The organism is Thalassovita aquimarina, from assembly GCF_018219815.1.
Taxonomy (GTDB): Bacteria; Pseudomonadota; Alphaproteobacteria; order Rhodobacterales; family Rhodobacteraceae; genus Thalassobius; species Thalassobius aquimarinus.
Genome location: NZ_JADMKU010000003.1, coordinates 1 through 13,203 on the forward strand (window position 1 = coordinate 1; position 13,203 = coordinate 13,203).

General features: G+C 61.1%; 13 protein-coding genes. 4 read left to right on the top strand and 9 right to left on the bottom strand.

Features of this window, described 5'->3' with window-relative positions; all coding sequences use genetic code 11:
* The coding region (locus IT775_RS04205) for a hypothetical protein (protein WP_212699842.1) at positions 1–249 on the top strand (249 nt) is incomplete at its 5' end.
* Here IT775_RS04205 and IT775_RS04210 read toward each other — a convergent pair.
* From IT775_RS04210 to IT775_RS04250, 9 genes are all read right to left on the bottom strand, one after another.
* Positions 213–1,046 (bottom strand): SDR family NAD(P)-dependent oxidoreductase, encoded by an 834-nt coding sequence (locus IT775_RS04210; RefSeq protein WP_212699843.1) that lies wholly within the window; start codon positions 1,044–1,046, stop codon positions 213–215. The two genes, IT775_RS04205 and IT775_RS04210, sit on opposite strands and share 37 nt — an antisense overlap.
* A gap of 109 nt (positions 1,047–1,155) precedes the next feature.
* Positions 1,156–2,121: an iminosuccinate reductase BhcD gene (bhcD, locus tag IT775_RS04215; RefSeq protein ID WP_212699844.1), complete on the bottom strand. Its 966-nt coding sequence runs from the start codon at positions 2,119–2,121 to the stop codon at positions 1,156–1,158.
* A 112-nt stretch (positions 2,122–2,233) separates the two neighbouring features.
* Positions 2,234–3,397 (bottom strand): 3-hydroxy-D-aspartate aldolase BhcC, encoded by a 1,164-nt coding sequence (gene bhcC / locus IT775_RS04220; protein ID WP_212699845.1) that lies wholly within the window; start codon positions 3,395–3,397, stop codon positions 2,234–2,236.
* A 14-nt stretch (positions 3,398–3,411) separates the two neighbouring features.
* Complete coding sequence (gene bhcB, locus IT775_RS04225; protein WP_212699846.1) at positions 3,412–4,377, bottom strand: beta-hydroxyaspartate dehydratase BhcB; 966 nt, start codon at positions 4,375–4,377, stop codon at positions 3,412–3,414.
* Between the two features lie 125 nt (positions 4,378–4,502).
* On the bottom strand, positions 4,503–5,573 hold the full coding sequence (locus IT775_RS04230; RefSeq protein WP_212699847.1) for an ABC transporter ATP-binding protein: 1,071 nt from the start codon (positions 5,571–5,573) through the stop codon (positions 4,503–4,505).
* A gap of 30 nt (positions 5,574–5,603) precedes the next feature.
* Positions 5,604–6,434, bottom strand: coding sequence for a carbohydrate ABC transporter permease (locus tag IT775_RS04235; protein WP_212699848.1), 831 nt, complete (start codon positions 6,432–6,434; stop codon positions 5,604–5,606).
* Position 6,435: 1 nt separating this feature from the next.
* A complete protein-coding gene (locus tag IT775_RS04240; RefSeq protein WP_212699849.1) occupies positions 6,436–7,332 on the bottom strand; it encodes a carbohydrate ABC transporter permease in 897 nt (298 codons plus the stop codon).
* 85 nt (positions 7,333–7,417) lie between these two features.
* Positions 7,418–8,644, bottom strand: a complete 1,227-nt coding sequence (locus IT775_RS04245) for an ABC transporter substrate-binding protein (protein ID WP_212699850.1) — start codon at positions 8,642–8,644, stop codon at positions 7,418–7,420.
* 224 nt (positions 8,645–8,868) lie between these two features.
* On the bottom strand, positions 8,869–9,744 hold the full coding sequence (locus IT775_RS04250; RefSeq protein ID WP_212699851.1) for an NAD-dependent epimerase/dehydratase family protein: 876 nt from the start codon (positions 9,742–9,744) through the stop codon (positions 8,869–8,871).
* A gap of 202 nt (positions 9,745–9,946) precedes the next feature.
* Between IT775_RS04250 and IT775_RS04255 the strand changes: the two genes are divergently transcribed.
* The 3 genes from IT775_RS04255 to IT775_RS04265 all read left to right on the top strand — a co-directional run bounded on the left by IT775_RS04255 (position 9,947) and on the right by IT775_RS04265 (position 13,178).
* The gene (locus IT775_RS04255) at positions 9,947–11,092 is read left to right on the top strand and encodes a hypothetical protein (protein WP_212699852.1); all 1,146 of its coding nucleotides are present in this window, start codon (positions 9,947–9,949) and stop codon (positions 11,090–11,092) included.
* A 17-nt stretch (positions 11,093–11,109) separates the two neighbouring features.
* Positions 11,110–11,907, top strand: a complete 798-nt coding sequence (locus tag IT775_RS04260) for an SDR family NAD(P)-dependent oxidoreductase (RefSeq protein ID WP_212699853.1) — start codon at positions 11,110–11,112, stop codon at positions 11,905–11,907.
* A gap of 119 nt (positions 11,908–12,026) precedes the next feature.
* The gene (locus IT775_RS04265; RefSeq protein ID WP_212699854.1) at positions 12,027–13,178 is read left to right on the top strand and encodes an alanine racemase; all 1,152 of its coding nucleotides are present in this window, start codon (positions 12,027–12,029) and stop codon (positions 13,176–13,178) included.
* Positions 13,179–13,203 lie beyond the last annotated feature (25 nt).

Below are 13,203 nucleotides of genomic sequence, written 5' to 3' on the forward strand. Positions count from 1 at the left end.
CTCGTTCGTTTCATTGTCCGTCCTCATGTTGGGGCGGACTCTAGTTCCAAATGGTGGAAAAATCCCGTGGCAGGTCAATTACAGCGCATCAATCACAGCGCGGATGAAGATCGACTCTTAGGTAGCGATCTCATGCAGCAGGCCGCGATGGCCGCGCCGGACAGGATCGCCGCGATACGACAGGCGTTTTTTTATCCTGCGTGCCGACCGGATCACGAGTCGAGCCATTCCTTGAACGATGCGCCGTAGTCGGGATGCCAGCGCGACAGGGGCGGGCGGTTTTCGGTGATGTCGCCTGCCGCCCATGCGATCCGCTTTTCGTCGGTGGCGCGGTCGACGTCGTTATCGGGGCACAAGATATAGAAATCGTCGCGGCCGAGGGATTCGAGCAGGAAATCAACCACCTGCTGCGGCGTCCAGGCGTCCGCAGGCTTTTCCGTCCGGCCGCACGCGGTCAGCGGGGTGAAGACGAAACCGGGGATGAACAGCCGCGCCTCGACCTTGCAGCCCTCGGTGTTGCGCAGCTCGTGCTGCAATGCCTCGGTGAAGGTTTTCACGCCGGTTTTCGACACGTTATAGGCCGGATCGCCCGGTGGCGTGGTGATGCCCTGCTTGGACCCTGTATTGACGATCAACCCCGGCCGTCCCGAAGCAATCATGCCCGGCGCGAATATCTGCGAGCCGCGGATGATGCCCCACATGTTCACGTCGATGATGCGCTGCCAGTTCTGTTCGGCATCGAAGATCGAGCTTCCGGGCTGCATCCCGGCATTGTTCATCAGCACGCTGACCGGTCCCAGTTCCCCCGTGACCCGTTTTTCAAGCGCGCGCAGCTGGTCGGGATCGGCGACGTCGGTAGGTACCGCCAGCACCTCGATCCCCGCATCGCGCAATTCGGTCGCGGCCTGATCCAGCTTTTCCCCGGCCAGGTCGGCGATGCAGACGCGCATCCCCTGCCCGCCAAGGCGCCGCGCCGCTTCCAGCCCGATGCCCGAGGCGCCACCGGTGACGACCGCCACGTTGCCGTTTTGAATTGCCTGATGCATCTTACTTCTCCTCTGTTTCCTGCCGATCTGGCTTGCGAAGGAGGCAGCCTCTTCACACTCGCGTCCGAATGGTCAACGCGCGCAATGCAAGGGACCGGCCCGCCTTCCCTCAGAAGTCTACTTCGATCGCGATGCCCTTTTCGACGGCCAAGTCGACGACTGCCGCCGCAACGGCGAGATCCTGAAGACCGACACCGGTTCCGTCGAACAGCGTGATCTGATCGTCCGAGATGCGGCCCGGATTGGTGCCGTTGATCACCGCACCGATCTGGGCGATGTCCGTTTCCACGATCAGGCCCTGGGCCACGGCATGTTGAGCCTCTCCGATGCTGATCGACTGGGCCACCTCGTCGGTGAACACATCCGCCTTGACCAGAAGCTGCGGGTCGACCTCCTGCTTGCCCTTGGTGTCGGTGCCCATGCAGGCGATGTGGGTGCCGGGGCTGACCTGATCCGCGCCCAAGATCGCGTCGAAGGAGGAGGTGATCGAAATGATCACGTCCGCCTCCACCATTCCGTCGAGTTCGACCACCTCGAACGGGACCCCGGCCTCGTCCGCGACCTCCTGCAGATTGGGAAGCATTTCCGGGTGCAGGTTCCAGCCGATGACCTTTTCGAAATCACGCTGCTCCAGCGCCGCGCGGAGCTGGAATTTTGCCTGGTGGCCGGCACCGATCATGCCGATGACCTTGGCGTCTTCGCGGGCCAGATGCTTGATCGACACCGAAGAGGCCGCGGCGGTGCGCAGGGCGGTCAGCAGGTTGCCACCCACCATCGCGCTCGCCTTGCCGGTGTCGGGGTCGAACAGGAAGACGGTCGACTGGTGGTTGATCAGCCCGCGCTTTTCCAGGTTGTTCGGCCAGTAACCCCCGGCCTTGAGGCCCAGCGTCAGGCCGGCGCGGTCGAAACCGCCCTTGAAGCCGTAAAGCGCATCCTCGTGCCCGATCGCCTCGCGCACGACGGGGAAGTTGTAGGCATCACCGGACGCCATGGCGGCAAAGACCTTCTCGACGGCATCGAAGGCCGCTTCGCGGGTCATCAGGTCGGCAATTTCGCGTTCGGGTACGATCAGCATGTCTTTCTCCCATTAGAATTCCTGCGCCCGTGTGCCTCTACCGGAGAGCAAGCCTGCACGCGGGCCATCTGGCGTCTTTTGAACCAGCCCTCCAAGTCTCGGTACCGCCGGCTCAGTAGGCGCGCCCTCGGGCCGACACGGGCCAGACGCATTCCACCTTGCCGTCCCGCACGCCGACATACCAATCATGCACGTTGGCGGTCGGGTCGCAGTGGCCGGGAACCAGCTTGAGCTTGTCGTTGATCTTCAAGGCTCCGTTCGGATCCGTGACGACGCCATGCTCGTCGGAGCACTTGATGTATTCCACGTCGTCGCGGCCATAGACGACCGGCAATCCGCTATCGACCGATTGGGCCTTGAGGCCGGCATCGACGATGGCCTTGTCCGCCTTAACGTGGCTCATCACCTGGGTCAGAATGAAAAAGGCGTTTTCCCATTCGCACTGATCGATACGGTTGCCATCCTTGTCGAGGATGCGGCCGTAATCGGCATCCATGAAGGCGTAGGACCCGCACTGAAGCTCGTTGTAGACGCCGGAATTGCTTTCAAAATAGTAGCTGCCGGTGCCGCCGCCTGAAACCAGTTCCGGGTCCAGCCCCTCGGCCTTCAGGCCCTCGACCGCTTCCTTCACCTGCGCGATGGCGACATCCAGCTTTTCCTTGCGGTCCTCGTAGCTGTCGAGGTGCTGCATCGCGCCCTGGTAGGCCTGAATGCCGGTGAATTTCAGGTTGTCGGCGGCATCGACGGCCTTGGCGATCTTCACCACATCTTCGGTCGTCGTCACGCCGCAGCGGCCCGCGCCGCAGTCGATTTCGACGAAACACTCGATCTGCGTGCCGTGTTTCTCAGCCGCCGCCGACAGCTCGGCCACGTTGTCGATATCGTCGATACAGACGATGATGCGCGCGCCGAGCTTGGGAAGCCGCGCCAGCCGGTCGATCTTCAGCGGGTCGCGGACCTGGTTCGAGACCAGCACATCCTTGATGCCGCCGCGGGCAAAGACTTCCGCCTCGGACACTTTCTGGCAGCAGACGCCCACCGCCCCGCCAAGACGTTCCTGCAGTTTCGCGACGTCGACCGATTTGTGCATCTTGCCGTGCACGCGGTGGCGCATACCGTGGGCCTTGGCATAGTCGCCCATTTTCTTGATGTTCCGCTCCAGCGCATCGAGGTCCAGCACCAGGCAGGGTGTCTGGATGTCAGCCTCGTCCATACCCGGCAGCGCAGGAACGTCGAAACCCACTTCCAGATCTTTAAATTTGTCCTGTGCGCTCATGAGCCAACCCCCCTTCACGTGAGCCATGGCAGTTTGTCGAGATCGACATTTCCGCCGGTGATAACGAGACCGACGCGCTTACCCGCAAACCGGTCCTTGTTTTTCAAAACGGTCGCCAGCGGCACGGCGCTGGATGGTTCCATGACGACACGCAGGTATTTCCAAGTGATCTTCATCGCGTCGACGATATCCTGTTCCGAGGCCGTCAGAATGTCGGTGACGTGGTTCGACACGAAGTGCCACGTCAGGTCCTTGAGCGGCACCTTCAGCCCATCGGCGACGGTTTCCGGCGCGTCGTCGGCTATGATGTGCCCGGCCTTGAAGCTGCGAAAGGCGTCATCTGCCTGTTCGGGTTCGGCCGCGATGATCCGGGTTTCGGGCGCAAGCGTCGAAAGCGTGAGGCAGGTGCCGGACACCATGCCGCCACCGCCGATGGGCGCCACGACCATGTCGAGGCCATCGGTCTGTTCGATCATCTCTTTTGCGCAGGTCCCCTGACCGGCGATCACGCGCGGGTCATTGTAGGGGTGGACGAACTCGCTGCCCGTTTCGGCCTGCACCTTCGCGAAGGTTTCTTCGCGAGAAGACGTGGACGGTTCGCATTCAGTGATCGTGCCACCGTAACGGCGCACGGCATCTTTCTTGGCTTTCGGAGCAGTACGCGGCATGACCACGTTGCAGGGAATACCTCTGCGACCGGCAGCGTAACTGAGACAAAGCGCGTGGTTGCCAGAGGAATGGGTCGCCACACCTTTCCTGGCCTGCTCTTCATTGAGACCGAAGACCGCGTTCGATGCGCCGCGCACCTTGAAAGCGCCGGGTTCTTGCAGGCTCTCGCATTTGAAGTACAATTCTGCCCCCGCCAATTCGCTCAGGTAATCCGATCGCAGGATTGGTGTACGGCGGATATGCGGTTTTATGCGCTCATGCGCAGCAAGCATGTCATCGTAGGTGGGTATATCCATGAGAGTGCCCCTCATCAGACCGCGTTTTCCCGTTCCCTTACGAGAACGGAGCGGCAAGTTTCCTGCGTCATGGTGACACCGAAGCCGAGTTGGGTTTCGCGTTTCCCCGGGCAACTGTCTTTTTCATCTTTCCAAGCCTTTCAGATCCTGTTGCCGCTATCGGGATCGAACAGGTGCACCTTGTTCAAATCCCAACCCAACTCGATCTTTTCGCCGGGACGGAACGGATGGCGTTCGCTGAACACCGCACAAACACGCTCTCCGGCCAAATCCGCCAATACCTCGATATTCGCACCGGTCGGCTCCACCACATCAACCGTGGCGGCGGCGCCCTCGCCCCCGTCGGCCAAGTGCATGTGCTCAGGCCGCACGCCCAGAACCACCTGCTTTTCGTTCCAAGCCGAGGACACGACCGGAGCCGGAAGCGCGGTGCCATTCGCACAGATCACCTGCGCGGTATCGCCGTCACGAAGGTAGCGGCCCTCGATGAAATTCATCGACGGAGATCCCAGAAAGCCCGCAACAAACAGATTTGCAGGGCTGTCGTACAGCTCCAGCGGTGCACCCACCTGCTCCACACGGCCGGCATTCATGACCACGATGCGATCGGCCATGGTCATGGCCTCGATCTGATCATGGGTAACGTAAACCGACGTGGTCTTGAGCCGCTGGTGCAGGGCTTTGATCTCGGTCCGCATGACAACGCGCAGCTTGGCGTCGAGGTTCGAAAGCGGCTCGTCGAACAGGAATACCTGCGCGTCGCGCACCAGCGCCCTGCCCATCGCCACCCGCTGCCTCTGGCCGCCCGAGAGCTGCGCCGGAGAACGGTCCAGATAGGAGGTCAGATTCAGGATATCAGCGGCATCCTTCACCTTGGCCTCGATCTCGGCTTTCGGGCGCTTACGCAACTTCAGGCTAAAGCCCATGTTGTCAAAAATCGACATATGCGGGTAGAGCGCATAGTTCTGGAACACCATCGCGATATCCCGGTCGCGCGGCGGCACGTCGTTTACCACCTTGTCGCCGATCACGATCTCGCCGCCCGAGATCGTCTCGAGACCCGCGATCATCCGCAGCAGCGTGGACTTGCCACAGCCCGACGGCCCGACGAGAACGACGAATTCGTGATCTTGGACGTCTATATCGACACCGTGAATTACCTTCATTGCGCCGAAGGATTTTTCGACATTCCGGATGGTGACAGAGGCCATTGTCTTCTTCCTGTATTGTTACGTCCGGGGTTATTTCACGGCGCCCAGCGCCATGCCGCGGATGAGGTATTTCTGAAGCCATGAGAACACGATCGCCACCGGTACCGTGGCCAGTACCGTGCCCGCCATGACGTGGTGCCATTCCACTTGGAAACGCCCGGCAACCTGCGAATAGATCTGCACCGGCAAAGTGAAATCGTCGGACGATCGGATCATGGTCAGCGCCAGCACGAATTCGTTCCAGCCATTGATAAAGCTGAAGATCCCGGTGACGGCCATCGCCGGCACCGCCAGTGGCAGGAAGATGCGTGTCAGGCTGGTGAAATGGCTGGCGCCGTCGATCCAGGCGGCTTCTTCCAGATCGCGCGGGATGGTGCTGAAATAACTTTGCAGCATCCAGATCGTGAAAGCCATGTTGAACGCGGCATAGGTCAGCACCAGCGAGTTGAGGTTGTTGACCATGCCAAGGGCCACCATCAGACGGAACAGCCCCAGTACCAGCACGATAGGCGACATCATCTGCGTCATCAGCAGGAAGGTGCGATAGGCCCCTTTGCCGCGAAAACGGTAACGCGACAGGGCATAGGCCGCCGGGATACTGAGCGCCAGCGCCAGCGCCGTCGACAGTACGCTGACATAGAGGCTGTTGAACAACGCCTCGCCGAAGTTGGTCTTGACCCACATCTCGGCGAAATTACCCCATCGGAATTCACTGAAGCCCCAGCGCGGAGGAAAGACGAACAATTCGTCCCGCGGGCGTACGGCGGTAACGAACATCACCGCGAAAGGGAACAGGATCACCACCATCAGCGGAGACAGGATGGCCCAGTAGATCAGCGACTTTTTTAGCTTGCTCGACATCTTATTCGTCCTTCCCCGCATCGCTGTCATTTTCACCCCGCATCACCAGCGCGACATAGATGATGGTGAAGATCAGGAGCACACCGAACATGATCAGCGAAATCGCAGAAGCCTTGCCGAGTTGCCCGAAACGGAAAGCCAGCTTGTAGAGATAGGTGACCAGGATATCGGTACCATTCGCCGGACCGCCCTCTGTCATCACCCAGATGATCGGCAACGAATTGAAGACGTAGATCACGTTCAGCACGATGGCGATGTTGATGAAGGGTTTCATCATCGGCAACGTGATGTGGCGGAACTGATCCCAGCGGGTCGCGCCATCGACCATCGACGCCTCGTAGGAATCCTGTGGCAGCGACGACAGCCCACCTAGGAAAATCGTCGTAGTGAACGGGATCGACACCAGGATACCGACCATTATCTCGACGGTGAAGGCAAGCTGCGCCTCGGCAAGCCATTCGATCGGTTCGGCCAGGACACCCATATCCATCAGCGTGGCGTTCAACAGCCCAGCTCGCCCGTTCAGCGCCCACCGCCAGACCACCGCGGTCATGGTCAGCGAAATCGCCCAGGGCAGCATGATGATCACCCGCGCGACGCCGCGACCATAGAAATCGTCATTCAGGATAATCGCAATCGGTAACGAGATGATCAGAGTTCCGCCGACCACAGTGACCGTCCAGATCGCCGTCCGATACAGCGACTCCCAGAACAACGGGTCCGCAAATACTTCGGCGAAGTTATCGAACCCGGTGAAACCGCGCAGTTGCCCGAAGCGGCTGACTTCCTGCAGCGAGGTGTTGGCCAGGTCCAGCACCGGATAGCCGATGATGAAAAGCGCCAGCAACAGGCCGGGAAAGATCATCGCAAGTGGCTTGAAGCCGTTGAGGGATTTCATTCAGTCACCCGAAAAAGTCGATGCCGGCACAGGCCAGCGGGAAAAAAGCAGGGGCGGCACAAGGCCGCCCCCAACAGGTAGAGGTTTACTTGCCACGGATCTTGTTGATCTCGGACGCAGCGGCAGTCAGAGCCTCTTCCGGGGTTTGCTGCCCCAGATAGACACGCTGCATCGCGCGTGTGGTCACGTCGGCGATTTCTTCCCAGTTGGCGATCGTCGGCGCGAACTTTGCGTAGGGCAGACCAGCGGCGAAACCGGCGATGTCCTTGTCAGTCTTGTAGTAGTCCTCGGCAGCAACGTTCTTGGTCACCGGCAGGAAGCCCTCGCCGTGGTCGAACTTGGTGCGCCATTCGTCCTTGTAAGCGAACTCGATGAACTTCCATGCCTCTTCCTTGGCGTCGGAATCTGCGAACACCATCAGCGTGTCGGTCACACCATAGGTCGCCTTGGCCGCCTTTTCCGGGAACGGCATGACCTTGTAGTTCAGGTCGGGCGCCTCTTCCTGGATCTGCGGGATAAGCATCGGGAAGGTGAAGACCATGCCAACCTTGCCCTGCTTGAACATGTTGAAGAGGTCTTCGCGGCTGTAGTTAGTCGGCGACGGCTGTGTCAGGCCCTCATCCAGCATTTTCTTGTAGAGCGTCGCTGCTTCGATCGCCTCAGGAGAGGCCAAGCCCGACGTGCCATCTTCGTTCAAAATGTTGCCGCCATGGGTCCACAGAGAGTAGTAGAAATAGGCGTCGGTTTCGATTTCTTTACCCTGCAGGCCAAAGCCATAGCTGTCGGGCAGAGCCGAGATCTTTTTCGCGGCATCATAGAGCTCGTCCCAAGTTTCCGGCGGCTTGGCTCCGGCCTTTTCGAACAGATCCATATTGACCAACATTGCGCGGGCCGAGGCGGCAACCGGCAAACCCATGATCTTACCGTCGATCACCGAGGGCGCCATGAAAGTGTCGATGAAGGTGCTCTTGAACTCGGGCGTCAGATAGTCATCTACCGGTTCGGCGATACCCTGCTCGGCAAAATCCAGCAGCCAGCGCGTACCGATGATCGAGATGTCAGGCGCGGCGCCGCCGGCGATATCGGTGGTCAGGCGTTGCAGCAGCGTGTCCCACGGCACCACCTCGATGTTGATGTCGATGCCCGGGTTTTCTTTTTCGAAGGCGGTAGCCACCTCTTCGAAAAAGGGGCCGGTCTTGGAACTATACTCGGCCACGGTGAAATCCACGGTGGTCTCGGCGAAGGCAGTGCCAGCCATGACGCCGAGCGTCAGAGCCGAAGCGGCCAGGGTTGTCCTCTTTACGGGTATCATCAGGGTATCTCCTCTATCGAACTTTTTTACCGACGCCACCGCTCGGGCGGCGGTGCTGAAACGGTTTGACAGGGAAAGTCTGCGGCGAATCTTACGTTCTGGAAAATAGAATTATTGCATGATCGTATGTGGATCGGGCATCGTGAAGATTTGCGATCTAACCACGATGGGCCCGGCCACGCAAGGGCGGCCGGGCCTTTAAAAACAAGGGTCAGGCGGGCGGTTTAGCGCGCGCGCCAGGAAAATTCCGGTTCGTAGCCCAGCACGCGGCGGGCCTTTTCGATCGACAGAAGCGTTTGGTGCGGCTCCAATTCGCCATTGACGGGAACGTCAGGGTAAACTTCAGCCATCAGTTCTGCGCTGGTCTTCTCCATCACGGTATCAGCATTCGCGATGATGAAGTTGTCAGCCCCCACGAAATCGACATGCAAGGCCTTGCGCACGGCTTGGGCGCAGTCGCGCGCGTCGATATAGCCCCAAAGGTTCCACTGGCGGAAATTCAGATCGTCCTGGAAAGTGGGGAAGCGATCATAATCGCCAGGTTCCATCACGTTGGACAGGCGCAAGCCGATGAAGGTGGTGTCGGGATTCCAGCGCTGCATCTGGCGGGCCATTTCCTCACCCAGGTCCTTGGACAGCGAATAGGCGCTTTCAGGCCGCATCGGGTGATCCTCGTCCACAGGCGCGTAGGCAGGCGGATTTTCAGGGCTAAACGGCAGCCCCAGCGTAGTCTCGCTCGAGGCCCAGAGGATTCGCTTGACGCCGACGCGCAGGGCGGCGTCGAACACGTTGTAGGTGCTGACCATGTTATTACGGAAGGTCACATCTTCGGGCAGCAGGTCGGGCGCGGGGATGGCGGCAAAATGCACGACCGCGTCGGGAGTGCTGAATTCGCGGAACGGGTGGTCTTTGCCGCCGGTCCACTGCAGCGCGTCCATCACCTGCCCACGGTCATTCAGGTCGACCTTGTAGAACGGGCATACCGGATCCGACGACGGCTGAATGTCGATGTTGAGAACCTTGTAACCCTGCTCGACCAGGTGCCGGCACACGGCACGGCCGGCTTTCCCGCTCCCGCCGGTAACAACGATGTTCTTCATGTTAGTCTCCTGTTATTCGCGGACGCCATTTTCGATTTCCGCATGAGCGGCGGCGCACAAGTTTGTATCAGATTATGCCTTTCGGGGCCCGAATGCCGAATGCCGATTCTGAAACACACGATGTTTTCTCGGCATTGGCCGGGCGGCACGGCTTCCCCTACCCTGCCAGTAACGACAGCCAGCCCGGATCGAAAGCGCCGCGATGACACGGCATAGCATGTATCTTTACCCTTGGGACCTACGCGATGAAGGCGCCCAGATCGTGGCCGATCGCCTACGGGCGGCGGGAATCGACAGCATTACACTGGCCACAAGCTATCACTCGGGTAAATTCCTCCGGCCACACTCGCCCAAGGGCAAGGTCTATTTCCCAGAGGCTGGCACAGTCTATTTCCCCCCCAACGCGGCGCGCTATGGCCGCCTTGCATCGCAGCGCGCGCAGTTGGCCGAAAGTTACGATGCGCTGCACGAACTGGCCTGTCATGCCCCCGACCTGAAAGTGACCGCCTGGACGGTTGGGCTGCACAATTCGCGCTTAGGTAAGGCGAACCCGGAATTGACCGCGCAGACCGTTTACGGCGACCCGCTGATCAATTCGCTATGCCCGGCGCAGCCTGAAGTTCAACATTACCTCATCGCGCTCTGCGCAGATACGGCAGCGCAAGAGGGAGTGCGGGAAATCGCGCTCGAAACCCCCGGCTGGCAGGCCTTCCGACACGGCCATCACCACGAATTCGAACTGATCGAACTACACAATGCGGTGCAGACCATGCTCGGCACCTGTTTTTGCCCGGCCTGCCGCAAGGGCGTCGGCGAACACGGGCTGGACATGGGGCGGCTGGCCCAAGACACCGTTACGCAACTCGACCGTTTCTTCGCCACCGGGGCGGTTCCCGGTACCGACCCGGCGACCGATCCCGACTGGCAGGCGCTGCACGAATGGCGCGCCGGAGTCGTGGCCGATCTGGTGGCCGAAATCCGCGCCACCCTGCCAAACGCCGTGAAACTGGCGGTGATCCCCACCACTCAGACCCCCAACAGCCTGTGCTGGATCGAAGGCAGTGACCTTTCCCGTCTCGCCGCTGCAGCTGACCGGCTGGAACTGCCCGCCTACCAATGCGGTGTGGAAGCTATCGAAAATGACGCCGCCGAAGCGCGCAATGCTGCTGGCGCAGAGGCCGATCTCGGCTTCATCCTGCGCCCAACCTTCCCCCACTTGACCGACGCGGCAGACGTCGCGCGGGCCGTTCAGGCCCTGCGCAGGCTCAACCCCGCGTCGGTCTCTTTTTACAACTACGGCCATTTCCGCCTGCAGTCTCTGGACTGGATCGCGGCTGCCCTGGCCTGAGGACGAAAGGAGCCCCAATGCCCGACCACTCTAACACCGTGGCGCTTGTCACCGGCGCCGGGCACGGCATCGGCCGAGCCATTGCGATGCGCCTGGCACAGGAGGGCGCCACCGTCTGCGTGCTGGATATCAACGGCGAACAGGCCGAGGACACCGCCCGCCTGCTGCGCGAGGCCGGGCACAAGGCGGCGTGCAAAACCGCGGACATCACCGATTTCGGCGCCGTTGAACGCGCCGTGGCCGAAACCGAGGCCGAACTGGGGCCGATCGGCCTGTTGGTGAACAACGCGGGTTTCACCGATGCCGGCGATCTGGACGGGATCGCGCTGACCGACTGGCACCGCGAAGTCGACGTGAACCTCAACGGCCCCTACCACTGCCTGCGCGCCATCCTGCCCGGGATGAAGGCCCGCGGCGGCGGGGTGGTGGTGAACATCTCGTCGGTGAACGGCGTGCGTTTCTTCGGCAATCCCGCCTACAGCGCGGCAAAGGCCGGGGTGATCAACCTCACCCAGTCGGTCGCGTCGGAATACGGCAAGCATGGCATCCGCTGCAATGCGGTGCTGCCCGGTTCGGTGCGGACCGAAAACGCATCCTGGGAAATCCGCATCAAGAAGGACCCCGACGTTTTCAACAAGCTGGCGCGCTGGTACCCGATGGGTCGCGTGGCCGAACCCGAAGACGTGGCCAAGGCCGTGTCGTTCCTGGCCTCCGATGATGCCAAGTATATCACCGGCGCCGCACTGCCCGTCGATGGCGGCCTGCTGGCCGGTATGAATGTCATGATCGAAGAATTCATCCTGGAGTCGCAATAAGATCTCCGCACTGTTTCAGGCCGCGCCCGGCTGTGGGGCACAGCCGTTTCAACCCCGTCTCGGCGCCGCGCGGAACGCGCCCCACGGCGGCGAATACAACACCTGTAAGGGCTACCATAATGACCCCGAAAACACTCTACGACCTGCCCACCCCGAGCCTCGTTCTCGATCGTGCGAAACTGGCGCGCAACCTGCGCCGCATGGCCGATGCCTGCGCCCGCAACGGTGTCGCCCTGCGCCCGCATCTGAAAACCGCCAAGTCGATCGACGTGGCACGCATGGTTTTGAATGACGAAACGCAGGGCATTGCCGTTTCAACCCTGTGCGAGGCCGAATATTTCGCCAGCCATGGCATCCGTGACATCCAGTATGCCGTCTGTATCACCCCCGACAAGCTGGAACGCGTGGCCGCCATCCAGGCTGGTGGCGCCAAGGTGGCGCTGATTACCGATAACGCGGGGGTCGCCCGCGCCATCGCGGACGCGAACGGGCGGATCGACACCACCTTCTATGTCCAGATCGAAATCGACTGCGGCGAAAACCGCACCGGGGTCCTGCCCGACTCTGACCAGGTGACGGAAATCGCCCGCATCCTGGATGCCGCGCCGAATGTGGATTTCGACGGGGTGATGACCCATGCGGGCCATTCCTATGGCTGCCGGTCGCTGGAAGAGATCGAAGCGCTGGCCGAGACCGAGCGCCTCGCCGCCGTCACCGCGGCCGAAGCGGTGCGCGCGGCCGGGATCGACTGCCGCACCGTCAGCATCGGGTCCACCCCCACCGCGCTGCATGCCCGCCACCTTGATGGCGTCACCGAGGCGCGCGCCGGAGTTTACATGTTCGGCGACGTGTTCCAGGCGCAGATCCTGTCCTGCACGCTCGACGATCTGGCGATATCGGTGCTGACCGACGTGTCCAGCCACCGCCCGGACCTCAACCACCTGACGGTGGACGCAGGCGCGCTGGCCCTGTCCAAGGACCGCAGCACCGAAAACGTGTCCAACGACGTTGGCTTCGGCCTGGTGGGCGATATCGCGGGCAAGATCGTCGCGCCGCAGTTGATCGTCACGCGGGTCTATCAGGAACACGGCCTCGTGCCGATGTGCGAAGGCCAGCGGCTGGAGGATTATCCCATCGGCCGCCGCCTGCGGATCTATCCCAACCATGTCTGCATGACGGTGGCGATGTATGACCGCTATTACGTCGTGGACAGCGACGAAGGCAACGGCACCGACATCGTTGCCGTCTGGTCGCGCGTGAACGGCTGGTAAGCGATCCACACCCGCTGAAACCGAA

Coding starts and splice junctions, on each gene's coding strand:
- IT775_RS04260 (WP_212699853.1), top strand. CDS start 11,110: ATGCCCGACCACTCTAACACCGTGGCGCTTGTCACCGGCGCCGGGCAC.
- IT775_RS04230 (WP_212699847.1), bottom strand. CDS start 5,573: ATGGCCTCTGTCACCATCCGGAATGTCGAAAAATCCTTCGGCGCAATG.
- bhcD (WP_212699844.1), bottom strand. CDS start 2,121: ATGCTGATCGTACCCGAACGCGAAATTGCCGACCTGATGACCCGCGAA.
- IT775_RS04245 (WP_212699850.1), bottom strand. CDS start 8,644: ATGATACCCGTAAAGAGGACAACCCTGGCCGCTTCGGCTCTGACGCTC.
- IT775_RS04250 (WP_212699851.1), bottom strand. CDS start 9,744: ATGAAGAACATCGTTGTTACCGGCGGGAGCGGGAAAGCCGGCCGTGCC.
- IT775_RS04265 (WP_212699854.1), top strand. CDS start 12,027: ATGACCCCGAAAACACTCTACGACCTGCCCACCCCGAGCCTCGTTCTC.
- bhcB (WP_212699846.1), bottom strand. CDS start 4,377: ATGAGGGGCACTCTCATGGATATACCCACCTACGATGACATGCTTGCT.
- IT775_RS04235 (WP_212699848.1), bottom strand. CDS start 6,434: ATGTCGAGCAAGCTAAAAAAGTCGCTGATCTACTGGGCCATCCTGTCT.
- IT775_RS04210 (WP_212699843.1), bottom strand. CDS start 1,046: ATGCATCAGGCAATTCAAAACGGCAACGTGGCGGTCGTCACCGGTGGC.
- bhcC (WP_212699845.1), bottom strand. CDS start 3,397: ATGAGCGCACAGGACAAATTTAAAGATCTGGAAGTGGGTTTCGACGTT.
- IT775_RS04255 (WP_212699852.1), top strand. CDS start 9,947: ATGACACGGCATAGCATGTATCTTTACCCTTGGGACCTACGCGATGAA.
- IT775_RS04240 (WP_212699849.1), bottom strand. CDS start 7,332: ATGAAATCCCTCAACGGCTTCAAGCCACTTGCGATGATCTTTCCCGGC.